25 protein-coding genes are annotated in these 20,584 nt (G+C 70.3%); 8 read left to right on the plus strand and 17 right to left on the minus strand.

Annotation, left to right across the window (positions count from 1 at the left end; all coding sequences use genetic code 11):
• The 4 genes from VGV13_11755 to VGV13_11770 form a co-directional block, all read right to left on the minus strand.
• Positions 1-304: aminopeptidase P family N-terminal domain-containing protein (locus VGV13_11755; GenBank protein HEV8641764.1), on the minus strand; the 304-nt coding region annotated here is incomplete at its 3' end.
• A gap of 280 nt (positions 305-584) precedes the next feature.
• Positions 585-2,099: a tripartite tricarboxylate transporter permease gene (locus VGV13_11760; protein ID HEV8641765.1), complete on the minus strand. Its 1,515-nt coding sequence runs from the start codon at positions 2,097-2,099 to the stop codon at positions 585-587.
• A gap of 5 nt (positions 2,100-2,104) precedes the next feature.
• The gene (locus tag VGV13_11765; protein ID HEV8641766.1) at positions 2,105-2,557 is read right to left on the minus strand and encodes a tripartite tricarboxylate transporter TctB family protein; all 453 of its coding nucleotides are present in this window, start codon (positions 2,555-2,557) and stop codon (positions 2,105-2,107) included.
• A 13-nt stretch (positions 2,558-2,570) separates the two neighbouring features.
• Entirely contained in the window at positions 2,571-3,527 is a 957-nt protein-coding gene (locus VGV13_11770) for a tripartite tricarboxylate transporter substrate binding protein (protein HEV8641767.1), read from the minus strand.
• A gap of 154 nt (positions 3,528-3,681) precedes the next feature.
• Between VGV13_11770 and VGV13_11775 the strand changes: the two genes are divergently transcribed.
• From VGV13_11775 to VGV13_11785, 3 genes are read left to right on the plus strand one after another with little or no spacing between them, the layout of a single operon-like run.
• The gene (locus tag VGV13_11775; protein ID HEV8641768.1) at positions 3,682-4,719 is read left to right on the plus strand and encodes a Gfo/Idh/MocA family oxidoreductase; all 1,038 of its coding nucleotides are present in this window, start codon (positions 3,682-3,684) and stop codon (positions 4,717-4,719) included.
• A 28-nt stretch (positions 4,720-4,747) separates the two neighbouring features.
• Positions 4,748-5,863, plus strand: a complete 1,116-nt coding sequence (locus VGV13_11780) for a Gfo/Idh/MocA family oxidoreductase (protein ID HEV8641769.1) — start codon at positions 4,748-4,750, stop codon at positions 5,861-5,863.
• A gap of 22 nt (positions 5,864-5,885) precedes the next feature.
• Entirely contained in the window at positions 5,886-6,788 is a 903-nt protein-coding gene (locus VGV13_11785) for an alpha/beta hydrolase (protein ID HEV8641770.1), read from the plus strand.
• Between the two features lie 81 nt (positions 6,789-6,869).
• Here VGV13_11785 and VGV13_11790 read toward each other — a convergent pair whose 3' ends face one another.
• The 9 genes from VGV13_11790 to VGV13_11830 form a co-directional block, all read right to left on the minus strand.
• Positions 6,870-7,196 (minus strand): hypothetical protein, encoded by a 327-nt coding sequence (locus tag VGV13_11790; protein HEV8641771.1) that lies wholly within the window; start codon positions 7,194-7,196, stop codon positions 6,870-6,872.
• Between the two features lie 113 nt (positions 7,197-7,309).
• Positions 7,310-8,248 carry a TRAP transporter substrate-binding protein gene (locus VGV13_11795; protein HEV8641772.1) on the minus strand — a complete coding sequence of 313 codons (939 nt, stop codon included), beginning with the start codon at positions 8,246-8,248 and terminating at the stop codon, positions 7,310-7,312.
• A gap of 37 nt (positions 8,249-8,285) precedes the next feature.
• Positions 8,286-8,603, minus strand: a complete 318-nt coding sequence (locus VGV13_11800) for a hypothetical protein (protein HEV8641773.1) — start codon at positions 8,601-8,603, stop codon at positions 8,286-8,288.
• Entirely contained in the window at positions 8,600-9,373 is a 774-nt protein-coding gene (locus VGV13_11805; GenBank protein ID HEV8641774.1) for an ABC transporter permease, read from the minus strand. The genes VGV13_11800 and VGV13_11805 overlap by 4 nt, the downstream gene beginning before the upstream one ends.
• On the minus strand, positions 9,370-10,137 hold the full coding sequence (locus VGV13_11810; protein ID HEV8641775.1) for an ABC transporter permease: 768 nt from the start codon (positions 10,135-10,137) through the stop codon (positions 9,370-9,372). Before VGV13_11810 ends, VGV13_11805 begins: the two co-directional genes overlap by 4 nt.
• Before the next feature lie 223 nt (positions 10,138-10,360).
• Positions 10,361-11,152, minus strand: a complete 792-nt coding sequence (locus VGV13_11815; protein ID HEV8641776.1) for an ABC transporter ATP-binding protein — start codon at positions 11,150-11,152, stop codon at positions 10,361-10,363.
• A gap of 23 nt (positions 11,153-11,175) precedes the next feature.
• A complete protein-coding gene (locus tag VGV13_11820) occupies positions 11,176-12,186 on the minus strand; it encodes an ABC transporter substrate-binding protein (protein ID HEV8641777.1) in 1,011 nt (336 codons plus the stop codon).
• A gap of 35 nt (positions 12,187-12,221) precedes the next feature.
• On the minus strand, positions 12,222-12,605 hold the full coding sequence (locus VGV13_11825) for a hypothetical protein (protein ID HEV8641778.1): 384 nt from the start codon (positions 12,603-12,605) through the stop codon (positions 12,222-12,224).
• A 15-nt stretch (positions 12,606-12,620) separates the two neighbouring features.
• Positions 12,621-12,875 carry a hypothetical protein gene (locus VGV13_11830; GenBank protein HEV8641779.1) on the minus strand — a complete coding sequence of 85 codons (255 nt, stop codon included), beginning with the start codon at positions 12,873-12,875 and terminating at the stop codon, positions 12,621-12,623.
• A 135-nt stretch (positions 12,876-13,010) separates the two neighbouring features.
• Here VGV13_11830 and VGV13_11835 point away from each other — a divergent pair, with 135 nt between their 5' ends.
• Genes VGV13_11835 through VGV13_11855 form a run of 5 tightly spaced genes read left to right on the plus strand, consistent with a single transcriptional unit; the run spans position 13,011 to position 17,384 of the window.
• Positions 13,011-14,237, plus strand: coding sequence for an ABC transporter substrate-binding protein (locus tag VGV13_11835; protein ID HEV8641780.1), 1,227 nt, complete (start codon positions 13,011-13,013; stop codon positions 14,235-14,237).
• Positions 14,234-15,007: an alpha/beta fold hydrolase gene (locus VGV13_11840; protein HEV8641781.1), complete on the plus strand. Its 774-nt coding sequence runs from the start codon at positions 14,234-14,236 to the stop codon at positions 15,005-15,007. Before VGV13_11835 ends, VGV13_11840 begins: the two co-directional genes overlap by 4 nt.
• Before the next feature lie 14 nt (positions 15,008-15,021).
• The gene (locus VGV13_11845; protein HEV8641782.1) at positions 15,022-16,023 is read left to right on the plus strand and encodes an amidohydrolase family protein; all 1,002 of its coding nucleotides are present in this window, start codon (positions 15,022-15,024) and stop codon (positions 16,021-16,023) included.
• Positions 16,024-16,039: 16 nt separating this feature from the next.
• Positions 16,040-17,170, plus strand: coding sequence for a DUF1207 domain-containing protein (locus VGV13_11850; GenBank protein HEV8641783.1), 1,131 nt, complete (start codon positions 16,040-16,042; stop codon positions 17,168-17,170).
• Between the two features lie 13 nt (positions 17,171-17,183).
• Positions 17,184-17,384: a hypothetical protein gene (locus VGV13_11855; GenBank protein ID HEV8641784.1), complete on the plus strand. Its 201-nt coding sequence runs from the start codon at positions 17,184-17,186 to the stop codon at positions 17,382-17,384.
• An 18-nt stretch (positions 17,385-17,402) separates the two neighbouring features.
• On the opposite strand, the gene VGV13_11860 is transcribed toward VGV13_11855, so the two are convergent.
• From VGV13_11860 to VGV13_11875, 4 genes are all read right to left on the minus strand, one after another.
• Positions 17,403-18,287 (minus strand): NAD(P)-dependent oxidoreductase, encoded by an 885-nt coding sequence (locus VGV13_11860; protein ID HEV8641785.1) that lies wholly within the window; start codon positions 18,285-18,287, stop codon positions 17,403-17,405.
• A 4-nt stretch (positions 18,288-18,291) separates the two neighbouring features.
• Positions 18,292-19,533 carry an ABC transporter substrate-binding protein gene (locus VGV13_11865; GenBank protein HEV8641786.1) on the minus strand — a complete coding sequence of 414 codons (1,242 nt, stop codon included), beginning with the start codon at positions 19,531-19,533 and terminating at the stop codon, positions 18,292-18,294.
• Between the two features lie 24 nt (positions 19,534-19,557).
• The gene (locus tag VGV13_11870; protein HEV8641787.1) at positions 19,558-20,196 is read right to left on the minus strand and encodes an isochorismatase family cysteine hydrolase; all 639 of its coding nucleotides are present in this window, start codon (positions 20,194-20,196) and stop codon (positions 19,558-19,560) included.
• Positions 20,197-20,317: 121 nt separating this feature from the next.
• A complete protein-coding gene (locus VGV13_11875) occupies positions 20,318-20,440 on the minus strand; it encodes a hypothetical protein (protein ID HEV8641788.1) in 123 nt (40 codons plus the stop codon).
• Positions 20,441-20,584: the final 144 nt, after the last annotated feature.

Consider the following 20,584-nt stretch of genomic DNA (forward strand, 5'->3'; position numbering starts at 1 on the left):
GGACGTTCTCCTCGGGGATCCAGGGGGCGTGGCGCTGGATCTGGAAGCCGATGTCCCCTTGCTCGAAGAGGACCGGGGCGCCGTCCCCGCACAGGAGCGCGTAGCGCAGGCCCGGCTTGAGCCGGTTCCAGCCCGGGGTGAGCGTGCTGGTGACGTAGCGGACGTTCTCGTCGTACATGAGGAGCAGCGCCCCCAGCCCGTGGGCCTTCATCCGCTCCCGGGCGCGCTCCAGCCGGTACTTCCTCAGCCGATCCCAGTTGATGCGCTGTTGCCAGTCGACGCCGACGGTGCCGAAGTTCGCCATGTCTTCACTCGGAGGGGGGCTTTGCCCCCCTTCCGAACCCTCCCCCCAAGGATCGCGCCGATCAACCTCATCGGAGGGGGCGCGACGCCCCCTCCGATACCTCCCTGCGGGCTCCGATTGCGCCGGCCAAGCCGGCGCTCGAATCCGCTTGTACCACACGTGCGGTCATTCGGGCCTCTCAACCGGCCCCACGATCTTCGTCGGAGGGGGCCTCGACGGCTCCCTCCGAAACCTCCCCCAGGCATCGATGACGCCGGCCAAGCCGGCGCTCGAACGGCGATCATTTCTCCGGCACCGGCCCCACGATCTCCCAGAACTTGCGCTGGAGCAGCCGGCGGATCAAGGGCGAAAGCACCATCAGGAGTGCCAGCGCGAGCAGCGTCGCCGAGATGGGGCGTTCGAAGAACACCAGCAGATCGCCGCGCGAATAGATCAGCGACCGGCGGAGCGAGGCCTCCAGCTGCGGCCCCAGGATCATGGCCAGCACCAGCGGCGCCGGCTCGAACTCGAACTTTCGCATCAGGTACCCGAGGAGCCCGAAGATCACGGTGAAGCCGACGTCGGTCGCGCTGTTGTTGACGCTGTAGGCGCCCACCAGCACGAAGACGACGATGAACGGCGCCAGCAGCGGGTACGGGACCTGGAGCAGCTTCACCCAGAGCCGGATCAGCGGCAGGTTGAGGACCAGCAGCATCGCGTTGCCGAGGTACATCGAGGCGATCAGGCCCCAGAAGATCTCCGGCCGCTCCTGGATGAGCAGCGGCCCCGGCCGGATGCCGTGGATCAGGAGCGCGGCGAAGATGAGGGCGATCGACGCGTTACCGGGGATGCCGAGGGTCAGGAGCGGGATGAACGAGCTGGTGGCGGCCGCGTTGTTGGCCGCCTCCGGCGCGGCCACACCCTCGATGGCGCCCCGCCCGAAGCGCTCGGGATGCCGCGAGAGCCTCTTCTCGAGCGCGTAGGAAATGAACGACGAGATGATGGCGCCCCCGCCGGGCAGCACCCCGATCAGGAACCCGAGCAGGGAGCCGCGCGCGAGCGGCGCCGTCGCCTGCCGCCACTCCTCCCGGCTCCCCAGCAACCCCTTGATCTTCGTCTGGAGGACCTCCGGCTTGATCGAGCGCTCGACGTTCACGAGCACCTCGCCGATCCCGAAGAGGCCCATCGCGACCAGGATGAACTGGAAGCCCTCCGCGAGCTTGAAGACCCCGTAGGTGAACCGGGGGCTGCCCACGATCGGGTCGAGCCCCACGGTGCCGAGCAGGAGCCCCAGGGCGGCCATCAGAAGGCCCTTGGTCATCGAGCCCCCGCCGAGATAGCCGACCATCATGAGCCCCAGCACCAGCAGCGCGGTGTTCTCGGTCGCTCCGAACTTGAGCGCGAAGTTGGCGAGCGGCGGCGCCAGCAGCATGAGCCCGATGATGCCGAGGGTGCCGGCCACGAACGAACCGATGGCGGAGACGGCCAGCGCGGCGCCGGCCCGCCCCTGGCGGGCCATCTGGTAGCCGTCGAGGCAGGTGACGACCGACGCCGCCTCACCCGGAATGTTGAGCAGGATCGACGTCGTCGAGCCTCCGTACATGGCGCCATAGAAGATGCCCGCCAGCAGGATGACGGCTGACGTCGGCGCGATGCCGTAGGTGACGGGCAGGAGGAGCGCGATCGTCGCCGGGGGGCCGAGCCCGGGCAGCACGCCGATCGCCGTGCCGATCAGCGCGCCGAGGAAGCAGTAGAGCAGGTTGATCGGCGTGGCGGCGACCGCGAACCCTTGGGCCAGGCTGCCCAGGATGTCCATGCCGGTCAGCGCGCGAAGAGGCCGGCGGGCAGCGGCACGTCGAGCCAGACCGCGAAGACCACGTACGATCCGCCGGCGGCGAGCAGCGCCATCCCCAGCGCCAGCGGCCAGCGCTGGGGCTCGGTCACCCGGAGCATGAAGAGCACGAAGAAGAAGGTGGCGATCGGGTAGCCGATCACGTCCAGGGCGAGAGAATAGAGGGCGAGGACGGCGAGGACGCCCGCGACCTTGAGGAAACGGCCCCGCTGCTCGTCGAGCTGGGGCGCCGCACGCACCAGCAGCGACAGGCCGAGGAGCACGAGCGCGAGAAACCCCAGGGCCAGGCTCATCCACCAGGGGAAGAAGCCGGGCCCGGGGTTCCGGACGACGCCGAAGGGCAGGAGCCGCGCGGACTCGAAGGCCGCGACGACGGCGAAGAGCAGCAGCGCCGCCGCCGCGACCGCGTCGCGTCTGGCCATCAGAAGGAGCGGCCTACTTGGCGCCGGAGGCTACCCTGGAATGCTGCTCCCACTCATCGGCCCAGGTCTTCTCGAAGTCCTTGCCCCCTTGGAAGTGCACCTCGTCGCCGAGGCTCTTGATCAGGGCCTTGAAGGATCGATCCTCGCTGAGCTTCTTGAAGGCGGTCTCGAGCTTGTCGAGAATCGCCTGCGGGGTGCCCTTCGGTGCCAGCACCGACCGCCACATGGTGAAGACGACGTCGTACCCCTCCTCTTTCACCGTGGGGACGTTCGGGAGGTCGGGATGCCGCTTGACGTCGGTGACGGCGAGGACCCGCATCTTCCCCGCCGCGATCTGGGGCACCAGCTGGGCGGTGAAGCCGAACGTCGCGTCGGCGTGGCCGCCGAGGACGGCCAGCATGGACGGCCCGCCGCCGTCGTGCGGGATGTTGTTGTACTCGAAGCCAGCCGCCTTGGCGAGCATGCGCATGGGCAGGTCGGCGGCGCCCCACGGCCCGCTGTTGGCGAAGTTGAGCTTGCCCGGATTCTTCTTCGCGTGGTCGACGAGCTCGCGGAGCGACTTCCAGGGCGCGTCGGCCCGGACCGCCAGGAGCGGCGCGCTGTAGTTGATCCGCGCCACCGGCGTGAACTGATCGGGGCCGACGGGCGCCTTTTGCACGAGGGCGAAGGTGGTGTTGGGACCGCTGCCGCCAAACAGCAGCGTATAGCCGTCCGGCTTCGACCGGATGACGTGCTGGGAGCCGACGGCACCCCCGCCGCCCGGCTTGAGCACGACCAGCAGCGGCTGGCCGAGGTACTGGTGGGCCACGCTGGCCACGGCCCGCGCCGTCAGGTCGTGTGAGCCGCCGGGACCGAACGGGATCACCAGCTCGATGGGCTTCGTGGGGAACTCCTGGGCCGACGCGGCGGCGGGGACGCCGATCAGCGCCAGCGCGACCGCCAGGAGCACGGACATCCGGTATCTCAACATGGTGGCCCTCCTAGCCGAAGTGGCGACAACATTAGTCGCTGGCCGCGTCGAACGCAACGGGCTGGCCGCGGCATTGCCGGCACTACCGACATCGGGTAGAGTGCGGCAGCGCGGCGCGCCGGGAGCGCGCCGACTCCCAGGAGGACCGGACCGCATGAAGCGCATCCAGATCGGGATCATCGGGACGGGGTGGATCGGCGAGATCAGGGCCAAGGTGTGCGCGGCGCACCCGCTGGTGGAGAGCCTGCACCTGGCCGAGATCGACGAGGCGAAGCTCGCGCGCGTGGCCAAGGAGACGGGCGCCCGCACCGCGACCACCGACTACCGCGAGCTGCTCCGCCGCCGGGAGATCGACGCCATCATCGTGTCCACCACGCCCGAGACGACCCATTACCCGTTCACGCGGGACTGCCTGCTGGCCCGCAAGCACACCTTCCTCGAGAAGCCCATGGGCCTCGAGCTGAAGGAGGCCGACGAGCTCATGAAGCTGGCCCGCGCGGCCAACCTCAAGCTCACCATCGGCTACACGCAGCGCTTCAACCCCAAGTACGCCTACGTCAAGAAGTGCCTGGAGGACGGCACCCTGGGCCGGCCGGTCACCGCGCTGGTGAGCCGGAACGTGTCGCGCTCGATCGGGCACAAGATCGGCGGGCGCGTGCGGCTGTCCCCCGCGGTGATGGAGGCCACCCACGATCTCGACTTCATCCTCTGGTGCCTCCTGCCCGCCCGCCCGGTGCGCGTCTACTCCGAGGCGGTCTTCCGCATCATGGAGCACGAGCACGGCGTGCCCGACTGCCAGTGGATCGTCGTCACCATGGACGACGGCACCGTCTTCACCATCGGCGCCGGGTGGGCGCTGCCGCCGGGATACCCGCACTTCTCCGTGGCGACGATCGAGTTCGTGGCGACCGAAGGCGCGTTGCTCATCGACGACAGCCACCGCGACATCGTGCTCAACACGATGCAGAAGGGCATGGTACTGCCGCTCTCCACGATGCCCGGCGAGCAGGTCCGTCACGTCTATCAGGGCCCCATGGAGGCCGAGACGGTCCACTTCATCGAGGCGGTCGCCCTCGACCGCCCGCTGCTGGTGACGCCCGAGCAGGCGCGGCAGGTGATGGAGGTGACGCTGGCCGCCGACCTCTCGGCCGAGCGTCACGCGCCGGTCAGCCTCCCCCTCGATGGGGTCTGAGCGCGCGAGCGCCAAGGAGGCGCAGGTCATGGGACCCAAGCCGGGGGCCGGGACGATCGGGCTCGGCATCGTGGGAGCGGGGCGGATCGGGCTGATCCGGGGCGAGATCGCCGCCAGGCATCCCAGCGTGGGATGGATCGGCATCGCCGAGGTGAAGGCGGATCGTGCCAAGGAGGTTGCCGCCCGGCTCGGCGCCGACTTCGTCACCACCGACTATCGGGAGCTGCTGGGGCGGCCGGAGATCACCGCGGCCGTGATCGCGACGGACGAGCACCTGCACGTCGATCCTATCCTCGCCGCGGTCGAGCGGCGGCTCCCCCTCATGATCGAGAAGCCCTTGGCCACCGAGCTCGCCGAGTCCGCCCGCGTGCTCCGGGCCATCGAACAGGCGGGGATCGACGCCGTCGTCGGCTACACCCAGCGCTTTCGGCGGCGCTTCCTGGTGGCCAAGGAGAAGGTGCGGACGGGCCAGCTCGGCGACGTCACCCTCGTGACCTCACGAGCCTTCATGAACCGGCTGGTGGCGATCGACAACTACCGGCGGACGGACAAGCCCGAGACGATCTCCCCGATGGTGATCTCGGGCACCCACGCGCTCGACGTCGTGATGTGGCTGCTGGAAGGCAAGCGGCCGGTGGAAGTGTACGCGCGCTCGGTGGACAGAGTTCTCGGCCCGACCTACCGGGGCATCGACGCCACCGCCGGCGTCATCACGATGGCCGACGGCACGCTCTATCACCTGAACATCTCCTGGGCCCTGCCGGTCGTGTGGCCGGGCTCCGTCTACAGCCTGGAGATCGGCATCGTGGGAACGGAGGGCGTGCTCACCATCGACGATACCCACCGCGACGTCGTGATGGCCACGACCATCGCCCAGCCGGCAGGCTACACGCCCGACGCCACCCGGCACGTCGACTTCCTCGGGAGCTACCCTCCCGGCGACATCGCCCTCGGCGAGCTGTGGGGCCCGATGCGCGAGGAGACCAACGCCTGGCTCTCGCGCGTGGCCCTGGGCCACCCGACGCCCCACGCCACTGCCGCCGAGGCCCACGACCGCCTGACGCTGACCAAGGCGCTGGACCTCTCGGCCCGGCGCAAGCGGGCCGTCACGCTGCCGATCACGCCCGAAAACGAGCGGGAGTGAACCTGGGACTCGCCGCCCGCCCTTGGAGATCGCGCGTACCCTCCTGAGGCCCGATGGCGCGACGCTGGCCTACCGGCTCTGGCGGCCGGGCCGGCCGCGTCGGCTGATCGTCCTGATACACGGACTCGCCAGCAACCTCACGCGCTGGGCCGAGTTCGTGGCGACGACGCGGCTCCGCGAATCCTGGGACCTCCTGAGGTTGGATCTCCGGGGGTTCGGGGGCTCGCTCTATCGGGGCCGCGTGGGGCTCGACGAGTGGTGCCGGGACCTGGCGGCGATCCTCGATGCCGAGGGGCCGCCGCGGGCGGTACTGGTAGGGCACTGCCTGGGGGCGAACGTGGCGCTCCACTTCGCGGCCCGCTACCCCGCGGCGACCCTAGGCCTGGTGCTGATCGAGCCGATGTTCCGCCAGGCGCTGACGGGTTCCCTGCGCCGGGCCACGCGGCTCCGCCCGCTGATGGCTGCGCTGGTGCAACTGGTTCGCGGCTTCAATACGCTCGGCCTGCACCGGCGACGCCTGGAGACGCTCGACCTCCAGCAGCTCGACCGCGACGCCCGGGCGGCCATCGCCGCCGCGGGGCCCGAGGCGTTCCCCGAAGCCCGCTACGGCTCGCCGCTGGAAGATCTAAAGTCCGCGCCGACGGCGGTGTATCTGGCCGGCCTCCTCGCACTGACGGAACCGCTGCCCGACCTCAGCGTCATCCGGACGCCCGCGCTGGCGCTGCTCTCGCGCGGTGGGCGGTTCGGCGATCCCGCGGTGACCGCCCGGATCCTCGCGGACCTCCCGCGGTGCGAAACGCGGATGCTCGAGGCCCGGCACTGGATCCCCACCGAGTGTCCGATCGAGATGCGCCAGGCGATCGAGGCGTGGTGCGACCGTCTTCTGGCGAGCGACGCCCCGGACGCCAGGACACCAGGTCCGTGATGCCGGGCGCCACCGGCCTGGCTCAGCCCGGTCCCGGTAGCCGGGTTCCGAGGCGTACTTGATAGTTACCTCCATAACTGGCTAAATATTGGCGGTTATGGAGGACATCATCAAGTGAAGCCCTTGGACTTCTTTTCGGTTCATCCCGTCTTCACTCGGGAGGAGTTCGCCCGCGCGGTGGCTGACGGGCGGAAGGCTTCGAGCCAGACCGTCGATTCGCACCTGGGCCGCTATCTGCGCGCTGGCAGGATCGGGCGGGTGAAGCGAGGGGTGTTCTTCGTCGCCGGCCCGGGAGAAACGGCCGCGAAGAGTCCGGTCGACTTTCTTCTCGTAGCTAGTCGACTGGCGCCCGACGCCGTCCTCGGCTATCACAGGGAAGCCCGCCAAGGGCGTGCCGGCGTCGGGCACGCGTTCAAGATCCGGGGGCACGTAAGCACGACAACCTCCTGGCGATGAACCAGGAGGCTGCATGCGGCACGTTGGTTGCCGGGGCTGGATTTGTGCCAGCGATTTTTGAGGTATCAGCCCAGCGGTCCCGCGTGGGCCTCCAGCAGGCTCCACGCCCTGGTCCCGAAGACCGTCTTCCAGCGGGCGTAGAAGGGGCCGAGCCGGGGGCGGAAGCTCGCCGCGTCGGCCTCGTTGAAGACCATGCCCCGCCGGGCCAGCCGCTCGGCGAGCGCGAGGTTGAGCGCGTCGGTGTCGCGGCGCTGCCGGATCGCGTACTGCGCCGCCGTGCGCTCGATGACCACCCGCACGTCCTGAGGGATCGCCTTCCAGGCCGCCAGGTTCGCCAGGAGGTTGAATCCGGACCACATGTGGTTGGTGACGCTCACGTAGCGCTGGACCTCCCACAGCCGGTTGAACTCGATGACGACGAGCGGATTCTCCTGGGCCTCGACGACGCCCGCCTGCAGGGCCCCGTAGAGCTGGTTGAGGTTGATGGCCCTGGGCTTGGCCCCCAGGGACTCGAAGAAGTCGATGAAGAGCCTCCCGGCGGGCGTCCGGATGGTGAGGCCGACGAGGTCGTCGGCGTCGCGGATGGGGCGCGTGCGCGTGGAGATCTGGCGGAAGCCGTTCTCGAAGGTCGCGCGGGGAAGTGCCCAGAGACCCCGGGCGGCCATCTCCCCGCGGAGGTAGTCGCCGAACGCGCCGTCCATGACCGCGAACACGTGCGCGTGGCTCCGGAAGGCGAAGGGCAGGCCCTGCATCTCGGCGACCGGCACCACGGCCCCGATGAGGCCGCCCATCAGTGTGAAGAAGTGGAGCTCGCCGGCCAGCAGGAGCTGGAGCGCGGCGGGATCGCCGCCGGGGATCCCGTTGTTCTGCGCGCAGGTCTCGACCTCGAAGCGGCCCCCGGTCTCGGCGCCGACGGCCGCCCACATCTCGGTGAGCCACCGGTGGAGCGGGCTCGCGGCCGGTTGATTGTGGTACTGCGTGTAGCGCAGGCCCGCCGGGGCCATCAGTGGTACCGCGTGTAGCGCAGGCCCGCCGGGCCCATCACTGGGGCGCGATCCGCCGCACCCAGTAATGGCGCGCGATCCGCCAGACGTCGTCCGCGCGGACGCGGTTGATCAGCACGGAGGTGCCCCGCACCCCGCTCACCACGCCGTAGCCCTGGAACAGCCGGATGTGGAAGTCCTCGGGCACGAACGGGAGCGTGACCACGATGTTCACCAGGGCCTCCCGGTCCAGCGCGCGCGCGAGGGCGGCATCGATCCGTCCGGGCGCCGTGAGGCGGACGAAGGCCTCGCCGGCGCCCCACAGCGCGGCGACGACGAGGAGGAACGCCAGCGTGCGGCGCGGCACCGCGATCACGGCGTCGTGGACACCAGGCCCCAGCGCTCGATCGTGCGGCGCTCCAGGGGCTGCAGGACCAGGCGGTCGGTGGCGAGCCAGAGGACGCCGATCGTCAGGATCCCGACCAGGATCGCGTCGGTCTGGTGGAAGTTGGCGGCGTTGTAGATGAGGAACCCGAGCCCGGTGCTGGTGGCGATCATCTCGGCGGCGATGACCGCGCGCCAGCCGAAGCCGATGCTCATGCGAACCCCGGTGACGATGCTGGGCAGGGCGCCGGGGATCAGGACGTGGAAGATGACGTGCCGGCGCGAGCCGCCCAGCGTCAGCACCGCGTTCTCGAAGATCTTCGGCACGGTGCGCACGCCGACCAGGGTGTTGAAGAACACGAGGAAGAAGATCGTGTTAAACATGATGAACGTCACGCTGGTCCAGCCCAGGCCGAACCAGGTGATGGCCAGGGGCAGCCAAGCGATCCCCGACAGCGCGTTGAAGAAGCCCACGATCGGCTCCACCACGTGGGCCAGCCGCCGGCTCAGCCCTACCGCGACGCCGAGGCCCACCGCCAGCGGCAGGCTCACGGCCACGCCGATCAGCACGCGGCCCAGGCTGGCGCCGATGTTGATCCAGAGGGAGCCGTCGCCGAGCATCTCCCAGGCCGTCCGCGCGACGTCGCCGGGTGGCGGCAGGAAGAGCGCCGGCACCACGCCCGCCCGCGTCAGCAGGGCCCAGGCGACGACGAGGGTGGCGAAGGGCAACGCGCCCCGGGCCGCGGTGGCGGCGCGCGTCATCGCTGCACGAGGCCCCACCGCGCGAACGTCGCCTGCTCCAGCGGGCGCAGCACGAAGTAGTCGAGGAGCAGCCACAGCAGCCCGATGATGGCCATCCCGAGCATGATGCGGGCGGTGAGGTGGAAGTTCTGGGCGTTGAAGATCATGAAGCCCAGACCGTTGGCCCCCACCAGCATCTCGGCGGCGATCAGCGCCCGCCAGCCGAAGGCCAGGCCCAGACGCATGCCGGTGGCGATGCTCGGCAGCGCGCCGGGGATCAGCACGTCGCGCACGATCCGCCAGCGGGAGGCCCCCAGGGTCCGCAGCGCGCTCACGTAGATGCGCGGCACGCTCCGCACCCCCAGCAGGACGTTGAAGATGACCGGGAACAGCACCGTGTAGTTGACCGCGATCAGGATGGTCCGCTCGCCGAACCCGAACCACACCAGCATCAGCGGTAGCCAGGCGATGCCCGAGACCGACTGGAAGAAGTTCAGCAGCGGGTAGAAGAAGTCCGCCACCCGGCGGCTGAGCCCCAGCACGAGCCCGGCGGGGACGCCCACCAGCAGGCCGAGCACGGCCGCCAGCAGAATTCGCCGCAGGCTTTCCGCCACGTAGACGGGCAGGATGCCCTTGGTGACCAGATCGGCGGCCGCCGTCAGGACCGCCGAGGGCGGGGGCAGGAAGTAGTCGGGCACCGGCAGCGTCGCCGCCGCCACGCTCCACGCCCCCAGGGCGCCGGCGAGGACGACGATCCAGGTGGCGGCGAGCTCCCAGCGCGCCACCTAGTGCTCCGTCTGGGAAGTCATCTCAGGAGTCTGTCCAGCACGCGGCTCCGGGGCCGGCGGGCACGCGCGGCAGGGGTCGCCGGGATCCGTTCCCGCCCACCGGCGACGGACCTGGCGTCCCGAGGTGGAGCCCAGCCGCAACGGGGCAGCGGACGCCGGCCGCGTGGTCCCGCGACCCCTGCCGCGTGTGCCCGCCGGGCTCGGCGCGCGGGCACGGACACTAGGCCGTCTCCTCGCCGCCCACTTCTTCGCGCACCAGCCGCAGCACGTGCTCCTTGGTGGCGGCGAAGGCGGAATCGGACGTGAACATCTTCCACGTGCGTCCCTCCCGCGGGATCTTCACCGGCACCAGCGACTTCACCCGGCCGGGCCGGCGCGACAGGATGCAGCAGCGGTCGCCCAGGAAGACGGCCTCCTCGACGTTGTGGGTCACGAAGAGGATCGTCTTGCGGGTGGCCAGCGCGATCGCGTTCAACTCCTCCTGGAGCGTGATGCGGGTCTGGGCGTCCACCGCGGCGAAGGGCTCGTCCATCAGCATCACCTGAGGGTTGGCGGCCAGCGTCCGGGCCACGGCGACGCGCTGCTTCATGCCCCCGGACAGCTCGTGGGGATACTTCTGCTCGAAGCCGGCCAGCCCGATCAGGTCCACGAAGCGCCGAACGGCGGCGGCGCGCTCGGCCCGGGGAACGCCCTGGATCTCGAGGCCGTGGGCGATGTTCCGCTCCACCGTCCGCCACGGCAGGATGGCGAACTCCTGGAAGACGACGCCGCGGTCGCGGCCCGGGCCCGTCACCGGCTGGGAGTCGAGCAGGATCTGCCCCCGCGTGGGCGGGATGAGCCCGGCCAGGATGTTGAGCAGCGTCGTCTTGCCGCACCCGCTGGGGCCCACCACGGTGAGGAACTCGCCCTCCGGCACCTCCAGATCGAGCCCGTCGAGCGCGACCACCCGCTCGCGCGTGAAGGGGTTGACGTACTCGTGCCCGACGCCCCGGAGCGTGATCTTCGGAGGCACGCCGGCTCGCCGCGCCCTTAGGCTCAGGGCACCGGCTTGAGGTCCGAGAAGAGCTGCGGGTGCGACTTCATCACCTTCTCGATGAAGCGCAGCTCGATCCCCTGCTGCCAGGGGATCGCCGCCCGGAGCTTCTTCTGCTCGATCAGGATCCCGACGTTCTCCTCCCAGGCCGCCACCGTGTGCGGGGTGATGCGGGGATCGAAGGTCATGTGGCGGATGGCCTGCTTGGCGACGGCCGCGTCCAGGCCCGTGACCCAGCGGGTGGCGATCTCCGCCGCCTCGTCGAGATGCTGCCGCGTGTACTGGGCCGCTTCGGCCATGGCGACGACGTAGCGTTCCACCAGCTCGGGGCTCTTGTCGATGACGTCGTTGCGGATGGCCATGTTGATGTAGTAGCCGATGTGCCCCCCGCCGCGCGACACCAGCACGGCATCCGCGACCCGCGCCTGGACGAGCGATCCGAACGGCTCCCAGCAGGCGACCGCGTCCACCCCGCCGCCCTGGAGCGCCGACACGAGGTTGCCGGGCGGGACGTTCAGGAGGTTCACCTTCTCGCGGGAGAGCCCTTTGCGCTTGAGGACCACGCCGAGGTACTCGTCGGCGGTGCCGCCGACCGGCGTGCCGATCTTGCGGCCGGCCAGATCCTCGACCTTGGTGATGCCCGTGCCCTTCCGGGTCCAGATGCTGACGGGGTCGTCGGAGTACCGGCTGTTGCGGTCGCCCATCAGCCCCACCACGCCCCGGGCGCCCATCCCGCGCTCGACGGCCACGGGGAAGTTGGAGTAGGCGGAGCCGATGATCTGGGCCTCCCCCGCCTGCAGCGCCTTGGCCATCTCCTGGCCGGTGTTCAGGACTTTCAGCTTCAGGTCGATGCCGTGCTTGAGGAAGATGCCCTTCTCCACGCCCACGAAGCTGGGGACGTGGTTCATGTTGCCGCCCACCGCGGCCGCCATCGGCGCCGGCTGCTGCGCCGGTGTCGGCCCGGCCATCGCCAGGACGGCGACCAGAACTCCCACGGACAGGACTCGGTTCATCGCTCTTGTCTCCTTGGCTGAGTGATCGGTCACCATCACCGTCCCTCCACGCCGCCGGCGCGCGCCCCGCCGCATACGCGGCAAGCATACTCGTCCAGCGCACGCGCCGTCACGCCGACCGCCCGATGCTGACGGCGGTTCACCTCGTCCGGCTCGAGCTCGGTGCGGAACGAGTCGTTGAGCCGGTTGATCATGTTGAAGAGCGCCGCGGCCATCGAGATCTCCACGATCTCCGCGTCGGTGAAGTGCCGGCGCATCTCCGCCCAGGCCGCGTCGTCGTTCTTGGCGGTGTTGAGGGTCAGGGCCTCCGCCCAGCGGAGGACGGCCCGGTCGCGCGCGTCGAAGAGCGCGCTGGCCGCATAATCGCCTTGCAGGGCGGCGAACTCGGCATCGGTCAGTCCCAGGGCTTGACCAAGCACCCGGTTGTGCTCGGTTCAGTAGCGGCAGCCGTTGACGGTCGAGGTCTTCAGCACCGCGAGGTTTCTCAGCCGCGGCGATGACACCGCCCCGGCCCGGGGCTGGCGGATGGCCGCCACCAGCGGCAGGAACCACTTGGCCAGGCCCGGGCTGTGGGCCACGATCCGCAAGAGGTTCGCCACCCGCCCCAGCATCTCGGTGGACGCCGCGAACACCTCCGCCACCGGGCCGGTCGCTTCCTCGTCGGTGATGCCCCGGATCCGCTGCGCCATGCTCGCCTCCCCGCCCGGCCCCGGCGGGGGCCGGCGCGCCCCACTTGATACCACAACCCGCGTGTCCTTGCGGGGCCTCCGCGCGCGTGCTAGGCTGCGCGCCTCCGCCGTCCAATCCCGTCCGGAGGTGCGACAATGCGCTTCATCGCGATCTCGATCGCGCTCGTGTCGCTGGCGCTGGCGACACCGGTCCGCGCCACCGCGGCCGAGCCGATCCGCGTGGGCTACCTGGGGCCGCTCACGGGCATCTTCGCCCAGGCCGGCAAGGACATGCTCGAGGGCCTCAAGATGGGCTTCGAGCAGGCCGGCTACCAGGCGGCCGGGCGGAAGATCGAGCTGCTCGAGGAGGACACCGAGGGCAACCCGGCCACGGCCCAGGCCAAGTACCGCAAGCTCGCCCAGCAGGACCGGATCCACGTGCTGGCCGGCGTGCTCCTGACCAACGTCGGCGTGTCCCTGGTAGCGCCGATCGAGCGGGACGGGATCCCGACGCTCTTCCTCACCACGCCTGACGAGCTCACCAAGCGCCGGCGGCCGCAGTGGATCATGCGCTCGAACTTCAGCGCCAGCCAGCCCATGCACGCGCTCGGCGACTACGCGGCCAAGACGCTCAACTACAAGCGCGTGGCCACCATCGCCATGGACAACGGCTTCGGCCACGAGGGCATCGGCGGCTTCCAGCGCGTCTTCGAGGACAGCGGCGGCAAGGTGGTGCAGAAGATCTGGGTGCCGCTCAACGCCCTGGACTTCGCGCCGTACCTGGCCCAGATCCGCCGGGACGTGGACGCGGTCGCCCAGGTCTTCGTCGCCGCCCAGGCCGTCCGCTTCGCCAAGCAGTACGGAGAGGCGGGGCTCAAGGAGCGGCTGCCGCTCATCGGCAGCGGCGTGTTCACCGACCAGTCGGCCCTCAAGTCGATGGGCGACGAGGCCATCGGGATCATCAGCTCGCTCATCTGGGCGCCGTCGCTCCCGACCAGGGCCAACGGGGAATTCATGAAGCTGGCGGCCGCCAGGGGTAACCCGCTGCCGGCCTACTTCACCGCCGTCATGTACAGCGCCGGCCGCTGGATCACCGAGGCCGCCCGCGCGCTCGACGGGCGGGTGGAGGACCGCGAGCAGTTCCTCGGCGCCCTCCGCGCGGCGATCGAGAAGACCGAGGATCCGCGGGGGCCCATCAAGCTCGACGAGTACAACAACCCCACCGAGAACGTCTATATCCTCAAGGTCGAGAAGGTCGGCGGCCGCCTGCAGAACACCGTCATCCACACGTACCCGATGGTGTCGCAGTTCTGGACGTACAAGGCCGAGGAGTTCCTCAAGACGCCGCCCTACGATCGCAACTATCCCCCGGTGAAACCATGAAGACCCACTACCGCCTCGACGGCCCGGCCGGTGCCCCGGTCGTCACGCTGAGCCACGCCCTCGGCGCCACCCTCGACCTCTGGGACGCCCAGGCGGCGATCCTCACCAGCCAGTATCGCGTCCTGCGCTATGACGTGCGCGGCCACGGCGCCTCCGCCGTGCCGCCGGGCCCCTACACGCTCGAGCAGATGGTGGACGATCTCCGCGACCTGCTCCGATCACTCGAGATCGACCGGACCCACTTCGTCGGGCTCTCGATTGGCGGTCTCATCGGCATGATGGCCGCGCTCACCACGCCCGCGACGATCCGGAGCCTGGTGCTGTGCGATACCACGAGCTCGTACGGCCCGGGGCTCCAGCCGATGTGGGAGGAGCGGATCGCCACCGCCGAGCGGCAGGGCATGACGGACGCCCTCATCGAGCGCACGATGGAGATCTGGTTCACGGCGCCGTTCCGGGAGTCCCACAAGGCGGTCGTCGACCGCATGCGCCAGATGCTCCTGAACACCGACCCGCGGGGCTACGCCGCGGCCATCCGGGCCATCGCCGGGGCGGATCTCAGCGAGCGGATCCACGCCATCACGTGCCCGGCGCTCATCGTCGTCGGCGAGCGCGATCCCGGCACGCCCCCGGCGATGGCCCGCGTCCTCCACGAGCGCATCCGCGACTCCCAGCTGGTCGTCCTGCCGAACGCCGCCCACTGCTCCGTCGTCGAGCGCGCCGACGAGTTCACCCGGCTGCTCCGGAGGTTCCTGGACGGGGTGAAGTAGCCAGGCGGAAGCCCATGGTGATCGACGTTCACGCCCATCTCTACCCCCGTGCCTTCATGGAGGAGCTGGCGGCCCAGGGGCCCGCTCACCACGTGAGTCTGACGGCGGATGCGCCGCCGTTCCTCTGCTTCGAGGGGATCCGCTTCTGGCGCTATACGCCGGCCTTCCACGACGACGCGCTCCGCCTGGCCGAGCTGGACCGCGCCGGCGTGGACCGGCAGGTGCTCTCCCTGGGCCCGCCCATGGTCTACTGGGCGCCGCCCGACCTCGGACTGCGACTGGCGCGCATCTTCAACGACGAGATCGCCAAGCTCGTCCGCAGCCACCCCGACCGCTTCGTGGGGTTCGCGGCCGTGCCCCTGCAGGCGACCGATCTGGCCCTGGCGGAGCTGGAGCGCGCCGTGGGCGATCTAGGGCTGCGCGGCGTGGCGATCGGCTCCAACATCCAGGGCAAGCCGCTCGATCACCCGAGCCTCTGGCCATTCTACGAGCGGGTGGAGGCGCTCGGGATCCCTCTCTTCGTCCACCCGATCAACCCTCCCGGCCACGGAGACATCCACGACTACCGCCTCGACCTCGTCGTCGGCTTCCCGTTCGACACCACCCTGGCCGCCGTCCGCCTCGTCTACAGCGGCGTGCTCGAGCGGTTCCCGAGGCTCCGGGTCTGCCTGGCCCATCTGGGCGGAGCGCTGCCCTTCCTGCGCGAGCGCGTCGTCATCGGGTACCGGGTGGGGCGCGAGCACTTCGGGGCCGCGCTCGGGATCGCGCGGAGCCCCGAGCCGTATCTCGAGCGTTTCTACCTCGACACCGTCTCGTACTACGAGCCGGCGCTCCTCGCCGGGCTCGCCTGCGTCGGCATCGCCCGGCTCGTTCTGGGCAGTGACGCGCCCTTCGCCGTGGGCGACCTGGCGCGCTCGGTGGCCTCGATCCGCGGGCTCAGCTTCCTGCCCGAGGGCGACCGGGAGCGAATCCTCGGCGCCAACGCCCACAGCCTCCTGACCGGCGAGTCCGGGTGATCGGCGGGGAATTCCCATGACCTTTTGGAAGATCGGCATCGTCGTCCTGGTGCTCGCCGTCGGCGCGGCCGCCGTTCCCTGGCCAGGGGACGCCGCGCCGGGCGACGATGCCTACATCGAAGGCTACGCCGCCGCCTTGCTCGAGCGCGAGTTCAAGCTCACCACGCCCTCGCTGCGCGTGCAGCACGGCGTGATCACCGTGAGCGCCGCCGACCTCGTCGGCGTCGATCGCGCGCGGGTAGTGGCGGCGCTCGAACGCATCCGCGGCGTCGCGCGGGTCGAGGTCGTCGAGCCCGGCGCCCGACCAAGCGTGGGGGCGTCGCCGACCGCGCCCGAGCCGGCGCGGCCCGCCGAGCCCCGGCCCCTGCGCATCCTGAGACAGCTCGAGTCCGGCCTGCTGCCGGGCGGCCAGCTCTTCAACCCGCTGATCGCCGACCCGCGCTGGCCGCACTTCGCGGCCTCCCAGCAATACTACCTGAACGATCCTCAACTGAAGAACGTTGGGGCCGTGAGCTTCGGGGAAACCTTCACCGTCTACCGCGATCACATCGGCTCCGGCTGGTGGGAAATCGGTGTTCAGGCCGGCGTCTTTTCCATCTTCGACCTCGACGCGCCCTCGAAGGACCTGATCAACACGGACTTCCTGGTGGCCGCGGTCGCTGGCTACCGCTACCAGGACCTGTCGGCGCTCTTCCGCGTGTTCCACCAGTCGAGTCACCTCGGCGACGAGTTCCTGCTGCGCAGCCGCGTGCCCAACCGGGTCAATCTCAGCTACGAGGCGGTCGATCTGCGGCTCTCGTACGACTTCGGCGAAGTCCTCCGCGTGTACGGCGGCGGGGGCTATCTCTTCGACCAGGACCCGTCGAACCTCCGGCCCGGGTTCACGCAGGCCGGCGCCGAGCTCCGCAGTCCGTGGCCCGATCCGGCCGCCGGGTGGCGCCCGGTCGCCGCAGTCGATATCCAGAACCGCGAGCAGAACGATTGGCACGCCGACTTCTCGCTGCGCGCCGGTGTGCAGTTCGAAGGCCTCCTGGTGACGAGGAACTTCCGGCTCCTCCTGGAGTACTTCCGCGGCCACTCGCCCAACGGCCAGTTCTACCGGCACAAGATCGACTACATCGGCCTGGGCGCCCACGTCCACTTCTGACGAGCCGATCGGTATGACGCCCGAGCGCAGGGACGTCGGGGCCAGCGGCGCCGCTTACGAGCCCTACGTGGGCCGCTGGAGCTGGCTGGTGGCCCGGGAGTTCGTCGGCCGGCTGGAGACGCCGCGGGAGCAGTGCTGGCTCGACATCGGCTGCGGCACCGGCGCGCTGGCCGCGCTGTTCCGGGGCGTCGGGCCGACGCCACCATCCCCCTGATCGCCCGCGCGTGGGCGGTCAAGGGCGTCGCACCCTAGCCAGCGACTCCAGCACCGTCACCACCACCGAGAGGTCTTCGCCCGCGTGACCCTCCGCCTGCGCGGCGGCGTAGAGGCGCTCGGCCAGGTCGGTGAGCGGAAGCGGGGCGCCCACGCTCGCCGCCGCCGCCTGGATCAGGTGCAGGTCCTTCATGAAGAGATCGAGCTTCATCTGGGGCGGAAACTCGCCGCGCACGATCAGCGGACCGCGCACCTCGAGCATGCGCGAGGTCGCCGCGCTCGCGGCCAGGACTTCGAGGACCATGCCGGGATCGAGCCCGCCGGCGCGCGCCATGGCCAGCGCCTCGGCGGCCGCCGCGCTGTGCAGGCCGATGAGCAGGTTGGCCACCAGCTTGACGAACATCGCCCGCCCCGCCGCCCCCACCCAGAAGGCCCGCGGCAGCACGGCCTCCAGCACCGGTCGCCACTGCTCGAAGAGGGCGCGGTCGCCGCCGACGATGACGATGCCGTCGCCCTGCGCGACCTGGGCGCTGGTGCCGCTGATCGGGCAGTCGAGGAACCCGAGCCCGCGCGCGGCCACCGCGTGGGCCAGGCGCTCGGTCAGCGCGGGTGAGATCGTGCTCATCTGGATGACGACCTGCGCGGGGCGCGCCCCGGCCAGCACGCCGTCGGGGCCGAGGATCGCCTCCTCCACCGTGGCCAGCGACGGCAGGACGGTGCACACGGCCTGGGAGGCCTTGGCCACCGCGGCCGCGGAGGCGGCAGGCTGGCCGCCCAGCGCGCCGAGCGCCTGCATCCGGTCGGGCAGCACGTCGTAGCCAACGATTTGATGGCCGGCGGCGTGGAGGCGCGAGGCCACGGCGTGGCCGAGAAGCCCGAGGCCGACGATCCCGACCGTCGTCATGCGATCAGCAGTGCTTGCACGGCGGGTAGTCCCGCGAGTAGACCGGGTTCTTGAGGAACTCGTCCGGCTTGTAAATCCAGAACTGCGAGACGTTGGGGAAGGTGTGGAAGACGGTATTCTGCAGGCGGCCCCCCACCTTCTCCACCTTGCGGACGTAGACGTTCTGGACCGGGTTGCCGTAGTCGTCGAAGCGGATGGGCCCGCGCGGCGCGTCCGAGAGGTCGGCCCGCCGGAGCGCGCCCAGGAACCTCTCGACGTTCTCGATGTCGCCGCCGGTCGCCTCCAGGGCCGCCCGGAGGGCGGCGCCGGCCACGTACGTGCCCTCCGAGTAGTACGAGGGGACCTGCTTGAACTTGGCCTCGTAGGCGGCGGCGAACTTCTTGTTGGCGGGGGTCGGGAGCGCGGCCGAGTAGTGGAGCGCGGTGACGACCCCCAGCACCTCGTCGCCCATGGTGCGGAGCACGTGCTCGTCGGTGAAGGTGCCGCCGCCGATGAGGGGCAGCCGGGCCTTCAGGCCGGCCTCGTCGAACTGCTTGGAGAAGCGCAGGGCGTCGGCGCCCGAGAAGACGCAGTAGATGGCGTCCACGTCGCGCCGCAGCTGGGCCAGGTAGGGCGCGAAGTCCGGCGTGTTGAGCGGCGGCCAGAGCTTCTGGACGACCTGTCCGCCGGCCTCCTCGAAGCTGCGCTGGAAGCCGGCAGCCACCTCCCAGCCGAAGGCGAAGTCATAGCCGATCATGGCGATCTTGCGGTACTTGAGGTTGTCGTACACCCACTTGCCGAACGGGTGCGAGGGCTGGGAGCTGCTCCAGCCCGTGCGGACGATGTAGGGGCTGCGCTTGCGCTGGGTGATGTCCTCCGACGAGACGATGGGGTAGATCGTCGGGACCTTCTTGCCGTCGACGTAGGGCGCGATGGCGTAGCCCACGGCGGCGCTGAGCGGGCCCATGATAAGGTGCACGCCCTGCCCCTCGACGAGCCCGCGCAACTTGGTGAGCCCGGTGGCCGGCTTGCCCTCGTCGTCCTCGATGATGAGCTTGACCTCCCGCCCGGCCAACCGGTACTTCTGCTCCTCGAAGAACAGCTCCAGGCCGTTGATCATGTCCTTGCCGTTGGCCGAGAGCGGCCCGCTGGTGGGCACCAGCAGCGCGACCTTGACCGGCCCCCGCTGCGCCCACGTCGGGCGCTCGCCGACGAGCAGCAGCGCGAGAGCGGCCAGGGTGACGACGACCATCCCGAGTCTTCGCATCGTGGTCTCCTCGTCTGACCGGGATCAGGCGCCGAGCGCCTGAAGAATCTCCGTGTTCGACAGCGGCCAGCCGATCGCCGCCGCCATCAGCGTGAGCGCGAAGCGATGCATCTCCTCGCCGTCCATGGAGTCCACCGCTTCGGCGGCGATGACGACGCGGAAATCGCGGTTCGTCGCCTCGAAGCCCGCGCAGAGCACGCACGTGGTGGTGTTGATGCCGGCCAGGATCAGCGCCTCCACCCCCAGCCGGCGGCGCAGGACGAACTCGAGGTCGGTCGCCTGGAAGGAGTTGTAGCGCTTCTTGCCTCGCACGATGAGGTCGCGCGGGTCGCGCAGCTCGGGGATGACCTCCACCCCGGCGCCGCCGGCCAGGTTGTGCTTGAGGATGCCGCGGCGGGCCTTCGTCGGATCGTCGTGCGCGACCTTCCAGAAGGGGTTGGCGGCGATCTCGCCGGGGTCACGATATTCGGTGACGACGTGGACGACGGGGACGCCGAGCCGGCGCAGGTCGGCGAAGAGCGCGGCCGCCCGCTTGATGAGCGGGCCGCAGCGCTCGGCCGGCAGCGGCAGCGTGGCCACGGAGGGGTCGAGGTGCCCGCGGTGCATGTCGATCGCCACCACCGCCGTGGTCTTGGGGTCGAGCCGGATCGGGGGGCTCACCATGACGCCGCGGTCGCCCGATCCACGATGCGCTGCGCGGCGGCCTGACGCACCCTGGCCACGCACTCCGGCGCCGGTCGCTCGGGAAGCGCGAGGCCCGAGACTTTCGGAAATCCCAGCGCGCTCATGGGGACCAGCGAGCCGCCGCGAAGGGCCCGCGGCGCGTGATCTCGTTCCGCGTCACCGCCGCCTCGGCCGTCGCGGTGGGCAGCGCCACCACGGCCAGGAACAGAACCCACCGCTTCATCGCTGGCCTCCCACCACGCGCGTCCGGTGACCGGCGCGCGCTCGCCAGGAAACGCACCGCAAGGTTAGGAGTGGAGCGATCGTAGTCTGCCCGCCGGGACCGGTCAAGTTTGAACCGATGTGCTAGCCTAAGAGCCCGTTCAGG

This window comes from Candidatus Methylomirabilota bacterium (assembly GCA_036001065.1).
Classification (GTDB): Bacteria; Methylomirabilota; Methylomirabilia; order Rokubacteriales; family CSP1-6; genus MNEF01.

Bases quoted from the DNA above. Each gene is read 5' to 3' on its own strand.
- VGV13_11760 (HEV8641765.1), bottom strand. From the start codon at position 2,099: ATGGACATCCTGGGCAGCCTGGCCCAAGGGTTCGCGGTCGCCGCCACG.
- VGV13_11765 (HEV8641766.1), bottom strand. From the start codon at position 2,557: ATGGCCAGACGCGACGCGGTCGCGGCGGCGGCGCTGCTGCTCTTCGCC.
- VGV13_11770 (HEV8641767.1), bottom strand. From the start codon at position 3,527: ATGTTGAGATACCGGATGTCCGTGCTCCTGGCGGTCGCGCTGGCGCTG.
- VGV13_11775 (HEV8641768.1), top strand. From the start codon at position 3,682: ATGAAGCGCATCCAGATCGGGATCATCGGGACGGGGTGGATCGGCGAG.
- VGV13_11780 (HEV8641769.1), top strand. From the start codon at position 4,748: ATGGGACCCAAGCCGGGGGCCGGGACGATCGGGCTCGGCATCGTGGGA.
- VGV13_11795 (HEV8641772.1), bottom strand. From the start codon at position 8,248: ATGGCCCCGGCGGGCCTGCGCTACACGCAGTACCACAATCAACCGGCC.
- VGV13_11805 (HEV8641774.1), bottom strand. From the start codon at position 9,373: ATGACGCGCGCCGCCACCGCGGCCCGGGGCGCGTTGCCCTTCGCCACC.
- VGV13_11820 (HEV8641777.1), bottom strand. From the start codon at position 12,186: ATGAACCGAGTCCTGTCCGTGGGAGTTCTGGTCGCCGTCCTGGCGATG.
- VGV13_11830 (HEV8641779.1), bottom strand. From the start codon at position 12,875: ATGGCGCAGCGGATCCGGGGCATCACCGACGAGGAAGCGACCGGCCCG.
- VGV13_11835 (HEV8641780.1), top strand. From the start codon at position 13,011: ATGCGCTTCATCGCGATCTCGATCGCGCTCGTGTCGCTGGCGCTGGCG.
- VGV13_11840 (HEV8641781.1), top strand. From the start codon at position 14,234: ATGAAGACCCACTACCGCCTCGACGGCCCGGCCGGTGCCCCGGTCGTC.
- VGV13_11845 (HEV8641782.1), top strand. From the start codon at position 15,022: ATGGTGATCGACGTTCACGCCCATCTCTACCCCCGTGCCTTCATGGAG.
- VGV13_11850 (HEV8641783.1), top strand. From the start codon at position 16,040: ATGACCTTTTGGAAGATCGGCATCGTCGTCCTGGTGCTCGCCGTCGGC.
- VGV13_11855 (HEV8641784.1), top strand. From the start codon at position 17,184: ATGACGCCCGAGCGCAGGGACGTCGGGGCCAGCGGCGCCGCTTACGAG.
- VGV13_11860 (HEV8641785.1), bottom strand. From the start codon at position 18,287: ATGACGACGGTCGGGATCGTCGGCCTCGGGCTTCTCGGCCACGCCGTG.
- VGV13_11865 (HEV8641786.1), bottom strand. From the start codon at position 19,533: ATGCGAAGACTCGGGATGGTCGTCGTCACCCTGGCCGCTCTCGCGCTG.
- VGV13_11870 (HEV8641787.1), bottom strand. From the start codon at position 20,196: ATGGTGAGCCCCCCGATCCGGCTCGACCCCAAGACCACGGCGGTGGTG.
- VGV13_11875 (HEV8641788.1), bottom strand. From the start codon at position 20,440: ATGAAGCGGTGGGTTCTGTTCCTGGCCGTGGTGGCGCTGCCCACCGCG.